The sequence below is a fragment of the Aminobacter sp. BE322 genome (assembly GCF_050433525.1).
Taxonomy (GTDB): Bacteria; Pseudomonadota; Alphaproteobacteria; order Rhizobiales; family Rhizobiaceae; genus Aminobacter.
Map to the genome: position 1 here is coordinate 88,634 of NZ_JBNPXB010000011.1, position 16,543 is coordinate 105,176.

At 65.1% G+C, this 16,543-nt stretch carries 15 protein-coding genes and 1 tRNA gene; 7 read left to right on the top strand and 9 right to left on the bottom strand.

All coding sequences use genetic code 11. From position 1 onward, the window contains the following. Window positions 1-9 precede the first annotated feature (9 nt). Entirely contained in the window at window positions 10-627 is a 618-nt protein-coding gene (locus tag J2X50_RS16390; protein ID WP_347965668.1) for a 2,3-bisphosphoglycerate-dependent phosphoglycerate mutase, read from the top strand. Between the two features lie 222 nt (window positions 628-849). Beyond that, window positions 850-934: transfer RNA gene (locus J2X50_RS16395), tRNA-Leu, on the top strand. Window positions 935-1,118: 184 nt separating this feature from the next. On the opposite strand, the gene J2X50_RS16400 is transcribed toward J2X50_RS16395, so the two are convergent. Then, window positions 1,119-1,484 carry an SPW repeat domain-containing protein gene (locus J2X50_RS16400; protein ID WP_429096591.1) on the bottom strand — a complete coding sequence of 122 codons (366 nt, stop codon included), beginning with the start codon at window positions 1,482-1,484 and terminating at the stop codon, window positions 1,119-1,121. Window positions 1,485-1,661: 177 nt separating this feature from the next. Beyond that, complete coding sequence (locus J2X50_RS16405; protein ID WP_429096593.1) at window positions 1,662-2,636, bottom strand: glycosyltransferase family 2 protein; 975 nt, start codon at window positions 2,634-2,636, stop codon at window positions 1,662-1,664. Window positions 2,637-2,797: 161 nt separating this feature from the next. Between J2X50_RS16405 and J2X50_RS16410 the strand changes: the two genes are divergently transcribed. Both J2X50_RS16410 and J2X50_RS16415 read left to right on the top strand, forming a co-directional pair. Further along, window positions 2,798-4,702: a glycosyltransferase family 2 protein gene (locus J2X50_RS16410; RefSeq protein ID WP_429096594.1), complete on the top strand. Its 1,905-nt coding sequence runs from the start codon at window positions 2,798-2,800 to the stop codon at window positions 4,700-4,702. 379 nt (window positions 4,703-5,081) lie between these two features. Further along, complete coding sequence (locus J2X50_RS16415) at window positions 5,082-5,441, top strand: septal ring lytic transglycosylase RlpA family protein (RefSeq protein WP_340038494.1); 360 nt, start codon at window positions 5,082-5,084, stop codon at window positions 5,439-5,441. A 31-nt stretch (window positions 5,442-5,472) separates the two neighbouring features. Here J2X50_RS16415 and J2X50_RS16420 read toward each other — a convergent pair whose 3' ends face one another. The 6 genes from J2X50_RS16420 to J2X50_RS16445 form a co-directional block, all read right to left on the bottom strand. After that, entirely contained in the window at window positions 5,473-6,528 is a 1,056-nt protein-coding gene (locus tag J2X50_RS16420; protein ID WP_429096596.1) for a D-alanine:D-lactate ligase-like protein, read from the bottom strand. A 129-nt stretch (window positions 6,529-6,657) separates the two neighbouring features. Next, on the bottom strand, window positions 6,658-7,530 hold the full coding sequence (locus J2X50_RS16425) for an SMP-30/gluconolactonase/LRE family protein (RefSeq protein ID WP_429096597.1): 873 nt from the start codon (window positions 7,528-7,530) through the stop codon (window positions 6,658-6,660). A gap of 3 nt (window positions 7,531-7,533) precedes the next feature. Then, on the bottom strand, window positions 7,534-8,169 hold the full coding sequence (locus J2X50_RS16430; RefSeq protein WP_429096598.1) for a 2-dehydro-3-deoxy-6-phosphogalactonate aldolase: 636 nt from the start codon (window positions 8,167-8,169) through the stop codon (window positions 7,534-7,536). A gap of 4 nt (window positions 8,170-8,173) precedes the next feature. After that, window positions 8,174-9,112, bottom strand: a complete 939-nt coding sequence (locus J2X50_RS16435; RefSeq protein ID WP_429096600.1) for a 2-dehydro-3-deoxygalactonokinase — start codon at window positions 9,110-9,112, stop codon at window positions 8,174-8,176. After that, entirely contained in the window at window positions 9,109-9,876 is a 768-nt protein-coding gene (locus tag J2X50_RS16440; RefSeq protein WP_429096601.1) for an SDR family NAD(P)-dependent oxidoreductase, read from the bottom strand. The genes J2X50_RS16435 and J2X50_RS16440 overlap by 4 nt, the downstream gene beginning before the upstream one ends. 193 nt (window positions 9,877-10,069) lie before the next feature. After that, entirely contained in the window at window positions 10,070-11,410 is a 1,341-nt protein-coding gene (locus J2X50_RS16445) for a putative bifunctional diguanylate cyclase/phosphodiesterase (RefSeq protein ID WP_347965679.1), read from the bottom strand. A 323-nt stretch (window positions 11,411-11,733) separates the two neighbouring features. On the opposite strand from J2X50_RS16445, the gene gshB reads away from it, so the two are divergent. After that, window positions 11,734-12,678, top strand: coding sequence for a glutathione synthase (gene gshB, locus J2X50_RS16450; RefSeq protein ID WP_429096603.1), 945 nt, complete (start codon window positions 11,734-11,736; stop codon window positions 12,676-12,678). A gap of 15 nt (window positions 12,679-12,693) precedes the next feature. Here the strand turns inward: gshB and J2X50_RS16455 are convergent, their stop codons facing one another. Continuing rightward, entirely contained in the window at window positions 12,694-13,788 is a 1,095-nt protein-coding gene (locus J2X50_RS16455) for a zinc metalloprotease HtpX (RefSeq protein WP_429096604.1), read from the bottom strand. Window positions 13,789-13,923: 135 nt separating this feature from the next. Between J2X50_RS16455 and J2X50_RS16460 the strand changes: the two genes are divergently transcribed. After that, entirely contained in the window at window positions 13,924-14,304 is a 381-nt protein-coding gene (locus J2X50_RS16460; protein ID WP_429096605.1) for a hypothetical protein, read from the top strand. A gap of 156 nt (window positions 14,305-14,460) precedes the next feature. Next, the gene (dnaK, locus tag J2X50_RS16465) at window positions 14,461-16,377 is read left to right on the top strand and encodes a molecular chaperone DnaK (protein WP_429096607.1); all 1,917 of its coding nucleotides are present in this window, start codon (window positions 14,461-14,463) and stop codon (window positions 16,375-16,377) included. Window positions 16,378-16,543: the final 166 nt, after the last annotated feature.

A 16,543-nucleotide genomic window follows, 5' to 3' on the forward strand; every position in this document is an offset into this window, starting at 1 on the left:
GGAGCAAAAATGTCCGGTACCCTCGTGCTCGTTCGCCACGGCCAGAGCGAATGGAATCTCAAGAACCTGTTCACCGGCTGGCGCGACGTCGACCTGTCCGAGAAGGGCCACGCCGAAGCCAAGGCGGCCGGCGAAAAGCTCAAGGCGCGCGGGCTCAAGTTCGACATCGCCTTCACCTCGGCGCTGATGCGTGCCCAGAAGACCTGCCAGCACATCCTCGACGTGCTCGGCCAGAGCGATCTCACCACCATCCGCGACCAGGCCCTCAACGAGCGCGACTACGGCGACCTCAACGGCCTCAACAAGGACGATGCGCGCGCCAAGTGGGGCGAGGAGCAGGTGCATGTCTGGCGCCGCTCCTACGACACGCCGCCTCCGGGCGGGGAAAGCCTGAAGGACACCGGCGCTCGCGTGTGGCCCTACTACCTGCACGACATGCAGAAGCATGTGCTGTCCGGCGGCACTGTGCTGGTGGCCGCCCACGGCAATTCGCTGCGCGCGCTGATCATGGCGCTCGAAGGCATTTCGGGCCCTGACATCGTCAAGCTCGAACTCGGGACCGGCGTGCCGATCGTCTACAAGCTCAACGCCGATTCGACCGTCGCCTCCAAGGAAGTGCTGGCCTGACACGTCTGGCCGGCAATAAAAACGCGATCGGACGTCGAGCTGTCGCCCGGTCGCTTCAGGGGAGCGCACAATCCCTGAGGTTTGCGGGCTCCGGATAGGCTACCCCTGGGGAATATCCGCGGCCTGAGAACCGACAAATCGCGGGTTGCGGCGTATTCGCCGGCAAAAGCTGAAAAAGCGCGTTGACACCGTCGCTTCGCCCGCTTACATCAGCGCCCACCAGCCCAGATGGCGGAATTGGTAGACGCGCACGGTTCAGGTCCGTGTGCCGCGAGGCGTGGAGGTTCGAGTCCTCTTCTGGGCACCAGTTTCCGTTTCAGGATGCTCTCGATGCATCCGTGACAACGCAAAACCCCCGGTCACCCCGGGGGTTTTTTGCTATCCCGGGAAGCTTAGCCTTGAGCCAGGCGCGACGCCGTCCCGTCGGCAGACTGCCGCCTGGCCGAGTGGGCTCGGCCCCGAGCGGGGGCCAAGCCCCGGTCGTCGAAGCGTCAGGCCTCGAGATTGCGGTTGCGGTCCTGCCAGAGTTCCAAGATGGCCAGCAGGGCTACGGCGATGCCGAGGCCCATGTGCCAGTTGCGCAGCGCTCCGCCATATTCAAAGGTGAAGGGCGAGGCGACCATCCAGAGACCGCAGAACAGCGTCAGGATTTCCTCCCAGCGCCGCAGGAAGATCTGCTCGAGACCCCCGAGCACCACGATCGCTGCGCCCACGAGAGCCGTCGCTGCGGCCATCGTGGTGTTGCCGCCGATGTCGAACCACATCGGCGATACCAGGACCATGGCACCGAGGATCATCAAGGCGACGTCCTCCCAGCGCCGGTGTTGCATCAGTCCCATGTTGTCAAGAGTTGCCATGACGAAAATCCTCTCAGGCTAAGTTCGAGTATAGCTCAAACGCCCGTGAGGACTTGTGCGTGGTGCCGAACTCCTCAACGGGCGTTCTTCGCACTGGCGCCATTATCTCAAAAAACCCCAACAAGTTCAATTAACCCTGTTGAACCGCCGGGGAACGGCGCCGGCGCGGGGCAACGCCTATCGGCCCGTCACCCGCGCATAGAGCCGCGAACGGGCACCGAAGAGTCCGAGTATCCGGCCAACGGACCAGCCGGCCGCCCGCGCACTGGCGACGATGCCGGGTCCGCCACGAAATGGAATTGCGATCGTCACCACGCCCATCGCGACCAGTCGATAGGGCAAGATCGCCGCAACGCCGGATGCTGTGCGCCATCCCCGCCCCTGCTTGCGGGCAAACGATGCGAGCGACTGGTCGCGGGCGCGGCGGAACTGGTAGGCGAAGGTCAGGCGCTCCGGCGGCATGGTTTCGTACACCAATGCCCGGTCGGCCCAGGATTTCGTCAGGCCGCGGCGCGTGACTTCGTGATCGAATGCCGCGTCGCTGCCGCCGGTCAGCGGGTCGCGCTCGTCGAACCGAAGCCCATGAACCACGAACAGGTCGCGGTGCGCGAGCCAGTTGTTGGTGACGACGGTGACGCGGTCGGCCCTGCCCGCCAGGTTCTGGCGGCGGGCAACTTCGGCCTTGTGACCGAAGCGATGCTGCACGCCGCGCAGGATCGCCTTGCGCCATCGCGACAGCGGCGTGGCAGGCGCCTGCGGCTCGACCGGCCCGCCGATGAGCAGAGCCCGGCTGCGGCGATATTCGGCGACGAGTTCCACGAGCCAGTCCACCGCCACGCGCTCGTCATCGTCGACGAAGGCGATCAGGTCGGCGCCGCAAGCGACCGCATGCTCCACGGCGCGGTTGCGCGCAATCGGGATGCCGATGCGCGGTTCGAGCCGGTAGTCGATCTTCAGACCGCTGTGCGCGCCGGCCACCACGTCGCGGCAATCGGGTCGCGCCGCATTCTCCACCACGACGAAGTTCACGTCGACGCAAGGCGGTGTCTCGCACGTAGCCCATGATGCCATGAGCTGGGCGAGCATGAGAGGCCGTTCGCGGGTAATCGCCGCAACGCAAAGCCGCAAGCGCGGCACGGGATTGGAGGACATCTGCCCTGACTCCGCATTCAACCATTCGACGGTGCGTCGCCAGGGCAGCGGCGACGTGGCTCTCAGTGCGGGGGCGGCTCCGTATCACACACTTGTATGCATATTACAAGTAGCAACAATCATGGACTGCAACCAAAGAATCGGAATATCTGGCACGTCCGATGGAAGGCGTGCGAGTCGTGATGAAGCCGATCCTGTCCTATTGCATACCAGTGCAGAACCGCCTGGCGGAGCTGGAGGCCACCCTACGGCAAAATCTCGATGCCAATCGTCAATTCGGTGCGGAAGTCGAGTTCGTCATCGCCAATTTTGGCGGCGACCCGGCGCTCGATGCCCATGTCCGCATGAATTTTGCGCCGGAACTCGCCGCGGGATATCTCAGGATCGTGCCGGTCGAGCGCCTGGATCCCTGGCATTTCGGCCGGGCCAAGAACGTCTTCCGCGACCATATCGCGGCCGAGCTCTATTCGAGCCTCGACGCCGACAACTTCGTATCGGCCGCGGAAACGCAGCAGATCCTCGATCTTCATGCCGAGCACGAGGGCAGGCTACTGATCCATCATTTCAGCGGCAATTGGGGTGATGGTACCTGTGGCAGGATCACCCTGCCGGCTCATCTCTACCGTTCGGTCGGCTACGACGAGAGATCTTTGCCGCGCCAGTACGACGAAATGGACCTCATCCTGTCTGCACTGCGGGCCGAGCCCGGACTCGTCTATGTCTCCTATTTCCCGGGAGGCGCACTCCGGAAATCGAAGGCCACGGCGAGTTTCCTGCGCAACGAAGGGGTCGGCGTCGACTGCAGGGTGGTCGCCGACCTGCGCACCATCAAGCCGCTCAACCCAAAGCAGAAGGGCTATATCGAGGATGGTGGGCTCCTCGAAGCGATGCAGCGCTTCAACCGGTCGTCCAGTTTCGCCAGGAACGCCCGCGGCAGCGACAGCAAGGAGCGCTACTTCGCCGAAGCGATGATGGGAGCGCATGCGGCCGTCCGGGCACTCGACCCGACGGCCGCGCTGCAGTGCTTCTTCGAAGCGCTCGCCCGGCCGCTTCCGCGGCTCGGCGATGGCCTGGTCCCTGTCTTTGCCTGCGTCAAGGACGACACCTTCGTGCTCGAGGAATGGTATCGGCACTACCGCCGCATCGGCTGCGGACCGTTCTTCATCGTCGACGACGGCTCAGCCATGCCGGTCTCGGCAACCTTGCCCTATCCCGACGTGCACGTGCTCACGCCGAGGGTGGGACACTACCGCACCTGCAAGGCAGCCTGGCTGATGGCGGCGATGAAGGCGGTGCTCCCCCAGGGCCGTTGGGCGCTCACGATCGACGCCGACGAATTCGTCGATGTGCCTTCCAGGCTCGGCAGGTCCATGGCGGATGCGGCCGCCGCCGGCGAGGCGGCCGGCTGGGCGTGGGCGCCGGGGCTGCTCGTGGACATGCTGCCGGCGCCATCGGATCAGCCGGGCGAGCCGGCACGCGGCTCCTTTCTCGATGAATTCAATCGTCACCTGTTCGACCGCAGCGGCGACCAGGCCGCGTATCGCCGCAACAATTCGATCCGCTGGGCCTTCGGCAAGCACTGGCGGGCGAGCTACTGCATCGATGCCCGGTATCGGCTCGCCGGCACCATCGACGTGCTGCGCAAGGTTCCACTCGTCAGATACAGCCACGACATCAGGCTGCATCACGGCTTCCATGACGTCGGTTTCTCCGATGCGACCAAGACCCGGCGCGAGCGCTGGCGCAGTCCACTGCTCCTGCCAATGCGGCACTACAAGCTCGTCAAGCTTTTCAATGCGCACGAGCGCGAACGCATGGCCGCGCACGCCAGCCTGTGCTTCATCCATGATTTCAAGACGACGGCCAATCTGCGCGAGCTCGTCGCGGGGGACCGCGCCGGCGACTGGGACAAGCTGCACTCGCTGCGCACAGTCCCGTATGACCCGGATCGCTTCTCCGACCCGGAGTTTTTCCACGACGCGCCGGGTGTGGCGGCTGCGGTGCCCGGCCTGATGCGCCGCGCCATGCACGCCCTGCTCGGCGGAGCGCAAAAGTCCATGCGCTAGATTCCAGCCCGGTCGCGGGGGCTCGCAGCGGCACCCCAAGAAGACGCTCGGTTCATGCAGTCATTCTTGCAGGTGCGGCAACGAGTTTTTATAATTTTTGCGAAAATCTTCCGACATCCGCATACGTACAAGCATAAATCGGAAATATTGCTTCGCGTATCCTTCAGCGAAGATTCTTCCATGATGCAGCCAATCTGGCTTTCACCCCGGAAATTGTGAAAAAATTCCTTACGGGATTTACGATTCTTCCTGACAAACTGTTACCTTGAGACTCCAAACGTGTCCGCTCGCCACGGAACCGCCCGAGGCTCGCCCCATTCGCTGCCACATTTCGTCCGAAACCGCTCCGTGTGTTCAATAACGGGGCTTTAACCAGAAGATGAAGAAGCGCGCTAAACCAGCGATCGTGGCGGCCTCCGTCGCCGCCGGCATGATGATATTTGCCTCCACCGGAAACGCCTCCGCCCAATGCGGCAGGGCATCCTGGTACGCCTTGACGTCGAAGACAGCCTCGGGCGAGCGCATGAATCCATCGGCCATGACCGCGGCCCACCGCTCGCTCCCCTTCGGCACCAAGCTCCGTGTTACCAACCAGAAGAACGGCAAGAGCGTCATTGTCCGCATCAACGACCGCGGCCCGTTCATCAAGGGCCGGGTGCTCGACCTGTCCAAGGCCGCGGCCCAGCAGATCGGCTTCGTCCGCTCGGGCCACGCCGCGGTATGCATGGAACGCGCCTGATGCGAGCCCGCGCCATCGCGCGGGACAGGGACTAGCCGAACCGCCGCGCCGCCGTCTCGGCCATCGCCTCGGCGAGGCTCATCCCCCACTGGCTCCGGCAATAGGCACGGAAGTCGAAGCAGGGCAGGCCCGGGCTGACCTCGAATTCGATGAGATGGACCGTGTCGTCGGCCTCGACGCGCAGGTCCATCGAGAAGACGTCGCGCAACCCGAGGCCGGTCATCAGTGTCGCGGCGATCCGCCTGATCGTCTCCGCCGCTCGCGGCTGAACCGACGCCACCGGCACCAGTTCCGGCTCGACATAGCGCCCCTCGCCCTTGGCTGCGGCGCCCGTTTCGCCATAAAGCGCCATGCTGTCGGCCATGGTCTGGAAGTCGCCGCCGGAATCGACGAAGGCTATGCCCAGAACCTCCGGCCCCGCCGTAGGATCGACCGCGAGGAAGCTCGCGCGGACGTTTCGGCCCGTAACGTAGGACTGCACGACGACGTCGTCGCGATAGGCATCGAGCACGCGCCGGCCGAGAGCCAACGCCTCCCCGGCCTTGGCGATGCGCGAATCCTCCCATATGCCGACCTTGGCCCCGAGCCGATTGGGCTTGACGAAATAGCCGCCATGCGCAGCCGGCGGCTCGACCAGCCAGCGGCCGCCGCGGGCAAGGCCGGCTGTTGGAACTGGCAGCCCGAGAGCACCGAGCACCGCGCCGGACCGGAATTTGTCCTGGCAGAGCGCAAAGACGGAATCGTCGGCGCCGATCGTCGCGAGCCCGTTGAGCCGCGCCAGCGCGGGTGCGACGCCGCCGCGGAAATAGGCGATGCCGTCCGTGAGCGTCCAGACCAGTGTACCGAAGCGGTCGCAGGCCGCGAGGGCGCCGGCCGCCTCATCCAGTTCGACGGCGCGAAAGCGAATGCCGCGGCGCGCGCAAGCTTCGCCTATCGCGTCGAACTCGGGGGCAAGATCGGTCGATTGCGCCAGATAGGAAGCGATCTCGGTCGCGGCGCGGCGGTCAAACCCTTCGGCCAACAGCCGATCGAAGCACGCCCGTTCGGGTTCGTGGACGAGCACGAGCGTCGGGGGTTGTCCGGCCATCGGTCATTCCCTCCTGATGCGGACCCAACTGCATTCCGACAGCCCGAGATTGGCATTGTCCCGATCCAAGACTTGCCAGGAAACCGACCTCGAACCGCCGCTCAGGCGACACCCTTGCGCGGGCGGGGATCAGATCAGCACGCGCGGTTCGTGGCGGCCGTTGACCACGATGTCGAGCAGGAAGGTCTTGCCCGCATGGGGATCGGCGTGCCGCGCTTCGGCGTCGAGCCCTACCGCAGCCGAGGTCACGGCCAGCCGGTCGGCCGCCGCCCCGACGAAGGCCGGGCACGACGCCTGCACTGCCGGCACGGCCACGCTGCGCAAATGCCTGCCGTCGGGCGCATAGGCATCGATGCGGCCACGGCCCCAGCAGGCATTCCACAATATGCCGTCGCGATCGAGGACGGAGCCGTCCAGCCCGCCCTCGTCGCCGCGCCTGTCGACGAACAGTTTGGGCTCGCCGACTGGCAGGCCGGTGTCGGCGTCGCAGTCGACCCGGTAGAGGATGTTCACCGCGGTGTCGGTGAAATAGGCCGTCCTGCCGTCCTCGGTGAAGCAGATCGAGTTGGGGATGCTGATCGCAGGGTAGAGCAGGCGCAGCTCGCCGCGGAAGTACCAGTAGATCGCTCCGGCCCCAGCCTCGGCCTTCTTGCCCATGGTGCCGAACCACAGCGCACCGGACGGATGCACACGCGCATCGTTCGACCGGGTGGAGCTGTTGGAAGCCTCGACCGGATGATGCATCGACAGCTTGCCGGTCGCGGCGTCGCGGATATGGAGCCCCGTCTCCGTAAGCAGAAGCTGACGTTCGCCGTCGATGACGGCAATGGCGCTGGCCATCTCGCCGAGCTGGTGGACGCGCGTCTCACCACCTGAGACTTTCTTCTCGAGCATGCGGCCCGCGACGATATCGAACCAGTAGAGCGTATCGGTGGCAGGATCGTAGCTCGGGCCTTCGCCCAGCTCGCAAGCCTCGTCGGAGAAGATCGAAGCGCCGCCCATTGGTCAGCCTCCCTTGCCGATGGCGTCCCAGCCGGCCACCGCCGCTCGGGCGCGGGCACCGACCTCGGCCGCCGTCATGCCGGGCTTGTAGAGGCTCGAGCCCAGCCCGAACAGCTGCACGCCGACCTTGGCGTAGGCGGCGAAATCGACCTCCGACACGCCACCGACGACGCCGACCTGCGTTTCGGCCGGCAGCACGGCGCGAATGGCGGAAATGCCGCCGGTCCCGAGCACACTGGCCGGGAAGAACTTCAGGGCCGAAGCGCCCAATTTCAGGGCCAGGAACGCATCGGTCGGGGTGAAGACGCCAGGCATCGTCACCATCTTGTGGACCGCCGCGCGCGCCATCACCTCGGCGTCGATGTTGGGGCTGACCAACAACCGCCCGCCGGCGTCGTTCAGGCGGTCGACCTGCTCGCCGCGCACCACCGTGCCGCCGCCGACCAGCGCCTCGGGCAAGGCATTCGCCAGCATCTCGATCGAGCGGAACGGATCGGGCGAATTGAGCGGCACCTCGATCGCCTCGATGCCGGCGTCATGGACGGCGCGACCGACATCGAGCGCCTCCTCGGGCCTCAAACCGCGCAGGATGGCGACCAGGCCGCGGCCGAGGCTAGGAAATGGAGCCGTCACGTTCATGTCGCTATCCTTCTGCAAGCATTCCGTTGCGCCGCGCAGCGGCCACCAGTCCCGAAAGCACCGCCTTGTCGGCATCGGCGATGCGCACCGCCAAGCCGCCGAGTTTCAGCGCCTCGGCATAGAGCGCGCCGAGCGCCCCCGAGCCGACCAGCACCACGGGCGTGTCGCGCTTGCCGAAACGGCGCGCCGCCGAGGCAACCTCCGCGCCAATGAGAAGGCCTGACAGCGCTGCCGCCGCATCGGCCTGACCGAGGCCCGACAACAGGCCGGCGGCGCGGATGCCGAAAAGACGGGCGCCGATGTCGCCATCCGACAGCGCCTCGCGGCACCAGTCGCCAAACACCTGGCTGTCGGGCGAAACATGCGCCGGCTTCTCGCCCAGCGAATGGCGCAGGATCGAGTGCTGCGCGAAAACCGAGAACATCTCGCCGGTCGGCCAGGTACCGAAGCCGCTGACCCTGCCGTCGTCGACGGCGACCCATTTGCAGTGGGTTCCAGGCATGCAAACGAGATGGCTGCCGGAGCCGACCTCGGCGGCGACGCCGGCGAGCTGGGTTTCCTCGCCGCGCATCACGTCGGGCGCACCGGCCTTGCGCTGGGCAAGCCCCGGCACGATGCGGACGTCGCGTCCGGCACCAGGCACCGGCACCGCAGCACCCAGGATGTCTGTCAGCGACGCCGGGACGTCGACATAGGGCGCCTCGACCCAGCCCTGGCGGGCGCCGGCCATGCCGCAAACGATCGCCGGCAAGTCGGCGGGGGCGCCCATGCTGGCGAGGTGATTGTCGAGAATCGGAGCAAAGCCCTTGTGCTGGGCGGTCAGCAGGCCCTCGTCGCCGCGGCGCTCGTCGAGCACTGCACCCTTGCCGTCCAGCAGCCAGACACGCAGCCTGGTCGTGCCCCAGTCGACGGCGGCAATCGCCGCCTTGGAATCTCTGCTCACAAAAGTCCTCCATCGACGATCAGCGTCTGCGCGGTCAGCATCCTCGAAGCGTCCGACGCCAGGAACAGCACCGGGCCGACCATGTCGTTCGGCAGCATCATCTCGGGGATGCACTGCCGCCCGATATGTTCCTTGAGGTTTTCCTCGTTCACCCAGAGTGCACGCTGGCGCTCGGTGATCACCCAGCCGGGCGCCACGGCATTGACCCTGATCCTGTCGGGGCCGTAACGGCCGGCCATGCCCTTGGTGAGCCCAACGATCGCAGCCTTCGCGGCGGTGTAGGCCGGCATGGTGCCGATGTTGAGCATGTAGGCGGTCGAGCTGAAATTGATGATCGAGCCGCCACCAGCCGCAGCCATGCCCGGCGCCACCGCCTGGATGGCGAAGAATTGCGGGCGGAGGTTCACCGCCTGGTTGGCGTCCCAGCTTTCGGGCGTCACGTCTGAAACCTCGTGGCGCGTGTCGTTGGCGGCGTTGTTGACCAGCACCGTCACCGGCCCGTGCGCCTCGACGGCTGCGGCGGCGGCGCTGCGCAGTTCGTCGATGTCGGTCAAGTCGGCGCGCAGATAGAGCGGGCGGTTGCCGGTTTCCTGTTCCAGCCGGCCGCACAGTTCGCTGCTCGGCCCGTCTGCGATGTCGATGAAGGCTACCTTGGCGTCATGCAGCACGAAGCCCTCGGTCAGAGCCGCGCCGATGCCCGAACCGCCGCCGGTGATCAGCACCGACCGCCCCGCGAGATCCGGAAACCGCGCCGATGGCATCATGAACCTGTTCCTCCGCATTGTCCGCGATCCGGCATGCCGGGTTCGCGGCGCGCTTGTCTTAGCCCATAGGCCATGAAAGCGGAAACGCTTTTCGGGGCGTGGGATGCCTCTTTTTCAAACGATTGAAGAGGCCGGCGCCGTGGCCAGAAAACCCGCGCCCCGCGGCTGGTCGTCAACGGATAGTGGTGTCCGGTCAGATCGCCTTAGCGTAGGCCGCGCCGCGATGGGCCTCGCGCAGATAGCCGAGCGTGGCATCGGCATCGACCGGGCGGCCGAACAGATATCCCTGGCCGCCGGCACAGCCGAACTGCATCAGCCGTTCGGCCTGGGCCTCCTTTTCGATGCCCTCTGCGACGACGTCCATGCCGAGCCCTTCGCACATGGCGAGGATGGCGCGGATGATGTGCTCCGAGGGACGGTCGTCGAGGATCGACGCCACGAAGGCCCGGTCGATCTTGAGCTTGTCGAAACGGAATTCGCGAAGGCGCCCGAGCGACGACTGGCCGGTGCCGAAATCGTCGAGCGACACCCGGATGCCGACGCGGCGGAGGTCCTCGACGATCTTCTCGGCCGAAACCGGATCGGTCATCAGGCCGGTCTCGGTGATCTCGATCTCGAGCCGGCGCGGATCGAAGCCGGTGCGCTCGAGAATGGACAGGATGTGCAGCCCGGTATTCTGATCGACCAGTTGCGAAGGCGACAGGTTGAAGGACAGGAACATGTCCTGGGGCCAGCTGCGTGCCGCTTCCGCCGCCTTGCGCAGCACCAGTTGCGACAGCGGCCCGATGATGCCGCGTTCCTCGGCGATTGGGATGAACACCGCCGGGGAGACGAAACCGAGATCACGGTCGGTCCAGCGCGCCAGCGCCTCGAAGCCGATCGTGCGGCGGGTGCTGAGATCGACGATCGGCTGGAAATGCGGCGTCACTTCGCCGGCGGCCACGGCGCGCCGCAGCGCCTGCTCGATGCGGGTGACGCGCTTGGCCGCCTCCTCCATCTCGCGGGTGTAGACCACGACGCGGCCGCGGCCTGAGCGCTTGGCGTGGTAGAGCGCGGTCTCCGCCTTGCGCATCAGCGTCTCGGTGGTGTCCTCGGTCGACTGGAACAGCGAGCAGCCCACGGAGGCAGACAGGCGAGCCGTGCGCTCGCCGAGATCGTAAGGCGCGGACAGGATTTCGATCAGCATGCGCGCCTTGTCGGCCGCCGCTTCCTCGCTGAACACCAGCGGATAGAGGAAGGCGAACTCGTCGGCTCCGATCCGTGCTACCGCGGAATAGCCGTCGGACGCCGCCCTCAACCGCATCGCCACCTGTACGAGGATGTCGTCGCCGGCTCGGTGGCCGAACAGGTCGTTGATCGGCTTGAAGCCATCGAGGTCGAGAATGCCCACGGTGAAGGGGGCGGGATCCTCCGCGCGGTCGTCGATCAACCGCTCGATCTTGTCATGGAAGCGGCGCTGGTTGCCGAGCCCGGTCAAGGCGTCGGTGAATGCCTGATCCGTGTCCCTGTCCGCGTGACCAACGCCGAATGACATGCTCGTCTCTGTCTCGATAAGGTGTTTCGGCGGACAGTGGCATTCAACCGTTTAGAATTTGTATTCAAAATGCAGCTCCGTCTGGATTTCGACACTGGTGTCGAAATCGGTTCCCCGGCGCGCGCACGAGCCGAGCGCCCTTCGCCAGCGATTCAACTCACCTGATTGAAGTCAGAAGCAGCCGCCAGGCGCAAAGCCATGGCGAGGCGAGCGCGCGTCCGGCCATTGCATAAGGCGGGCAAATCGCTACATCCTCGCCATCGCCAGCGCCGCCGCAACAAGGCAGTGCGCATCGACCACCGACAGCCGCGCCGGAGACCTCCATGCCGCTCAAGATCGCCGTCCAGATGGACCACATCGCAACCATCTCGATCGCAGGCGACACGTCGTTCGCGCTGTCGCTCGAAGCCCAGCGCCGCGGCCACGAACTCTACCACTACACGCCCGACCGGCTGTCGATGCGCGACGGCAAGGTCTTTGCCCGCCTAGAGAAGCTCGAGGTGCGCGACGTCAAGGGCGACCACTATTCGCTCGGCGAGGCAGTGCGCACCGACCTGTCGGAGATGGACGTGATCCTTTTGCGCCAGGATCCGCCCTTCGACATGAACTACATCACCACCACCCATATACTCGAGCGCATCCACCCGAAGACCCTGGTCGTCAACGACCCGTCCTGGGTACGCAACAGCCCGGAAAAGATCTTCGTCACCGAATTCGCCGACCTGATGCCAGAGACGCTGATCACCAAGGATCCGCAGGAAGTGGCCGCCTTCCGCAAGGAATTCGGCGACATCATCGTCAAGCCGCTCTACGGCAATGGCGGCGCCGGCATCTTCCACCTGCACGAGGCCGACCGGAACCTCGCTTCGCTCCTGGAAATGTTCGGCCAGATGTTCCGCGAGCCCTACATCGTCCAGCGCTATCTCAAGGACGTGCGCAAGGGCGACAAGCGCATCATCCTGATCGACGGCGAGCCCGTCGGCGCCATCAACCGGGTGCCGGCCGAGCATGACAGCCGCTCCAACATGCATGTCGGCGGCCGCGCCGAGAAGACCGAACTCACGGCGCGCGAGCGCGAGATCTGCGCGGCAATCGGCCCGTCGCTGCGCGAGCGCGGCTTCATCCTCGTCGGCATCGACGTCATCGGCGACTACATGACCGAGATCAACGTCACCTCTCCCACGGGTATCCGCGAGGTGAAGCGTTTCGGCGGCGCCGACATCGCGGCGCTGTTCTGGGACGCAGTGGAGGCCAAGCGGGCCAAATAGCGGCCACCGGCAAATTCACCACCAGACGCCGCCACGGGTGACGCGGATGCGCGGGCCGCCGTCGGGCGGGTTCAGCGGGCCTCCACAGGCCGGGCGCGTGTCGTCGGCGAAGTCGCTGTTGGCGGCGTTGATGAAGCCGCGCGCGCCATGCGGCAGATAGGTGCCGGGATGGGCGCGGATCCTCGGCACCATCGAAGGCCGCCGGGTGCGCGGCAGGTCGCCGGCCTCGGCGGCGATATCCGCCGACTTCAGGGCCCTGAGCCGGGCCACGCGGTCGGCGGTGAGCGGATGGGTCCTCAGGATCGAGGGATCGGGGATGCGCCCGCTCGGCAATAGGATGTTTTCCCACACCCTGCCCTGCGTGCGTTCGAGCTTGGTCAGCGCCGAGGCTAGCCCGTCCGGGTCGCCGGTCAGCGTCACGGCACCTAGGTCGGCATCGAACTCGCGGGTGCGCGAAAGCGCCATCTGCAGCAGGCCGCCTATCGTGGGTGCGGCCAGGAGCACCAGCACCGCGAGCCACGGCACCTGCGCGCGGAAGCCTCCGGCAAAGCCGGCCAGGTTGAAGAACAGCGAGACCAGGCCGACGGTCGACATGAAGGAAGTGAAGCGCGACACCATGTCGGCGAAGGCCATGACCTTCACGTCCTCATGGGCGATGTGGCTGATCTCATGGGCGAGCACGCCGGCCAGTTCGCGCGGCGTCAGGTTGCGGGCGAGCGCATCGGTGACGGCTATGGCCGCATCGTCGCGGCGGCCGACGGCAAAGGCGTTCATCATCTTGGACGGGATGACATACAGCTTCGGCACGGCCGGCAGTTCGGCGCGGCGGGCAAGCTCCTCGACGATGCGGAAGCCGGCAGGAAAATCTGCAGGGATCACCTGCCTCGCCTTGTACATGGACAGCACCATCTGCGGGCTGATGCGGCGAACCGCCCACATCGACACGGCACCGAAGACGACGGCATAGAGGATGCCAGTGCCGCCGCCGAAGGCCCAGGCGGTGACTGCGAGCAAAAGCAGGCTGCCGCCGCCGAGCAACCAGGTCTGCAACGTGTTCAGGGCCCGGTTGCGGCGATGCTCAAGAAGATTGAGGGCGTCAGGACGATCCATGTCAATGAGTATGGTGCGGTTCAGAGGATTTGCCGAGGGGCTCATTCACGGTTCGTAACCGCGACTACAGGTGATTTTATCGTACATTGAAACGATGTATGTTGGTCTCGGAAACTGCAACGGCGTTCGACACGAATGAAAGACCTTGTTCTGCTATCGTTCGTTCTGGTCTTTGTGGTTCTTGTCTTGGTAGAGATAAGAAAGCGCAGGCTTGGGCAGGCGGCTTCTGCCTGGCCGGAAGCGGATGCAAAAATAGTCGAGCGGATATTTGTTGCGTCAGATCCCTCCGAGCACGACGTTGTGGTGTCATACACGCACGGCGGCAGAGAATATCAGGCGCGGGCCGAGAACTTCTACTCGGTTGACACGGAGAGCATGTGGCCTGGGGAGGTCGTGCGCATCAAGATAGACCCGGGCCGGCCAGAGCGCTGTGTGGTGTATCAGCGCATCGAACGCCCCGTCTGGCTGGGGCCATCCGGGGGCTGGTCGCTGCGACGTCTTTTGAGAAATTCCTAGGACGCTTGCGCTGTCAGAAGCCTGTTCTTATATACGCCGCAACACCGCTTCGGCCCGGAAATCCGGCATCCGGAGCGGAATTTCTTGTGACAAGGGGCTCTCGACGGAACGCCTCAATGGGTCCAGAGAGCCTGCTAAGCGGAGAGAAGTGCTAAAATGGCAAAAGTTATCGGCATCGACCTGGGAACGACCAATTCCTGCGTCGCCGTCATGGACGGCAAGGACGCGAAGGTTATCGAGAATGCGGAAGGCGCGCGCACGACCCCGTCCATCGTCGCGTTCAGCGGCGACGGCGAGCGCCTCGTCGGCCAGCCGGCCAAGCGCCAGGCGGTCACCAATCCTGAAAACACCGTCTTCGCGGTCAAGCGCCTGATCGGCCGTCGCTACGACGATCCGGTCACCGAGAAGGACAAGAAGCTGGTCCCCTATCACATCGTGAAGGGTGACAACGGCGACGCCTGGGTGGAAGCCGGCGGCAAGAAGCAGTCGCCCAGCCAGATCTCGGCGATGATCCTGCAGAAGATGAAGGAAACGGCGGAAGCCTATCTCGGCGAGAAGGTCGATAAGGCGGTCATCACCGTTCCGGCCTATTTCAACGACGCGCAGCGCCAGGCCACCAAGGACGCCGGCAAGATCGCCGGCCTGGAAGTGCTGCGCATCATCAACGAGCCGACCGCGGCAGCGCTTGCCTACGGCCTCGACAAGAAGGACGGCAAGACCATAGCCGTCTATGACCTTGGCGGCGGCACGTTCGATATTTCCGTGCTCGAGATCGGCGACGGCGTGTTCGAGGTGAAGTCGACCAACGGCGACACCTTCCTCGGCGGCGAAGACTTCGACATGCGTCTGGTCGAGTACCTGGCGGCCGAGTTCAAGAAGGAACAGGGCATTGACCTGAAGAACGACAAGCTTGCCCTGCAGCGCCTCAAGGAAGCTGCGGAAAAGGCCAAGATCGAGCTGTCGTCAACGACCCAGACCGAAATAAACCTGCCCTTCATCACCGCCGACGCGACTGGTCCCAAGCACCTGACGCTGAAGCTGTCGCGCGCCAAGTTCGAGCAGCTGGTCGACGACCTCGTCCAGCGCACGATCGAGCCGTGCAAGGCAGCGCTGAAGGATGCCGGTCTCAAGGCCGGCGAGATCGATGAAGTGGTCCTGGTCGGCGGCATGACCCGCATGCCCAAGATCCAGGAGATCGTGAAGCAGTTCTTCGGCAAGGAGCCACACAAGGGCGTCAACCCCGATGAGGTGGTGGCTCTCGGCGCCGCCATCCAGGCCGGCGTGCTGCAGGGCGACGTCAAGGACGTGCTGCTGCTCGACGTGACCCCGCTGTCGCTGGGCATCGAGACGCTGGGCGGCGTGTTCACCCGCCTGATCGAGCGCAACACCACGATCCCGACCAAGAAGAGCCAGGTCTTCTCGACGGCTGAGGATTCTCAGTCGGCGGTGACCATCCGCGTCTTCCAGGGCGAGCGTGAAATGGCTGCCGACAACAAGATGCTCGGCCAGTTCGACCTCGTCGGCATTCCGCCCGCACCGCGTGGCGTGCCGCAGATCGAAGTGACCTTCGACATCGACGCCAACGGCATCGTCAACGTCTCGGCCAAGGACAAGGGCACCGGCAAGGAGCACCAGATCCGCATCCAGGCTTCTGGCGGCCTGTCGGACGCCGACATCGACAAGATGGTCAAGGACGCCGAGGCCAACGCCGACGCCGACAAGAAGCGCAGGGCGCTGGTCGAGGCGCGCAATCAGGCGGAAGGCCTGCTGCACTCATCGGAGAAGTCGCTGAAGGAATATGGCGACAAGGTCACCGAAGCCGACCGCACCGCGATCTCCGATGCGATCGCAGCGCTGAAGACCGCCGTCGAAGGCGACGACGCAGAAGCGATCACCGCCAAGACCCAGGCGCTCGCCGAGGCTTCCATGAAGCTCGGCCAGGCGATGTACGAGGCTTCGCAGAAGGAAGCGGCCGAATCCGACGCCGCGGCCGACGCGGCCAAGGATAGCGACGTGGTCGACGCCGATTTCGAAGAGATCGACGACAACGACGACAAGAAGAAGTCGGCCTAAGTGCCGGTTTCGAGGCTCTGACAAGAAAGCCCGGCGGTTTGGCCGGGCTTTTTTGCAAGCTGAAGCGAAAAAATGCGGCGAATGCCGCGCAAACTCTGGCATTGCGGCCCCCGGCTCACTAAATCGAAGCCTGTCGCCACAACACCGGCAAACAATGCCACAAGAC

Coding starts and splice junctions, on each gene's coding strand:
- J2X50_RS16405 (WP_429096593.1), bottom strand. CDS start 2,636: ATGTCCTCCAATCCCGTGCCGCGCTTGCGGCTTTGCGTTGCGGCGATT.
- J2X50_RS16430 (WP_429096598.1), bottom strand. CDS start 8,169: ATGAACGTGACGGCTCCATTTCCTAGCCTCGGCCGCGGCCTGGTCGCC.
- J2X50_RS16410 (WP_429096594.1), top strand. CDS start 2,798: ATGGAAGGCGTGCGAGTCGTGATGAAGCCGATCCTGTCCTATTGCATA.
- gshB (WP_429096603.1), top strand. CDS start 11,734: ATGCCGCTCAAGATCGCCGTCCAGATGGACCACATCGCAACCATCTCG.
- J2X50_RS16425 (WP_429096597.1), bottom strand. CDS start 7,530: ATGGGCGGCGCTTCGATCTTCTCCGACGAGGCTTGCGAGCTGGGCGAA.
- J2X50_RS16415 (WP_340038494.1), top strand. CDS start 5,082: ATGAAGAAGCGCGCTAAACCAGCGATCGTGGCGGCCTCCGTCGCCGCC.
- J2X50_RS16390 (WP_347965668.1), top strand. CDS start 10: ATGTCCGGTACCCTCGTGCTCGTTCGCCACGGCCAGAGCGAATGGAAT.
- J2X50_RS16400 (WP_429096591.1), bottom strand. CDS start 1,484: ATGGCAACTCTTGACAACATGGGACTGATGCAACACCGGCGCTGGGAG.
- J2X50_RS16460 (WP_429096605.1), top strand. CDS start 13,924: ATGAAAGACCTTGTTCTGCTATCGTTCGTTCTGGTCTTTGTGGTTCTT.
- J2X50_RS16420 (WP_429096596.1), bottom strand. CDS start 6,528: ATGGCCGGACAACCCCCGACGCTCGTGCTCGTCCACGAACCCGAACGG.
- dnaK (WP_429096607.1), top strand. CDS start 14,461: ATGGCAAAAGTTATCGGCATCGACCTGGGAACGACCAATTCCTGCGTC.
- J2X50_RS16445 (WP_347965679.1), bottom strand. CDS start 11,410: ATGTCATTCGGCGTTGGTCACGCGGACAGGGACACGGATCAGGCATTC.
- J2X50_RS16440 (WP_429096601.1), bottom strand. CDS start 9,876: ATGATGCCATCGGCGCGGTTTCCGGATCTCGCGGGGCGGTCGGTGCTG.
- J2X50_RS16455 (WP_429096604.1), bottom strand. CDS start 13,788: ATGGATCGTCCTGACGCCCTCAATCTTCTTGAGCATCGCCGCAACCGG.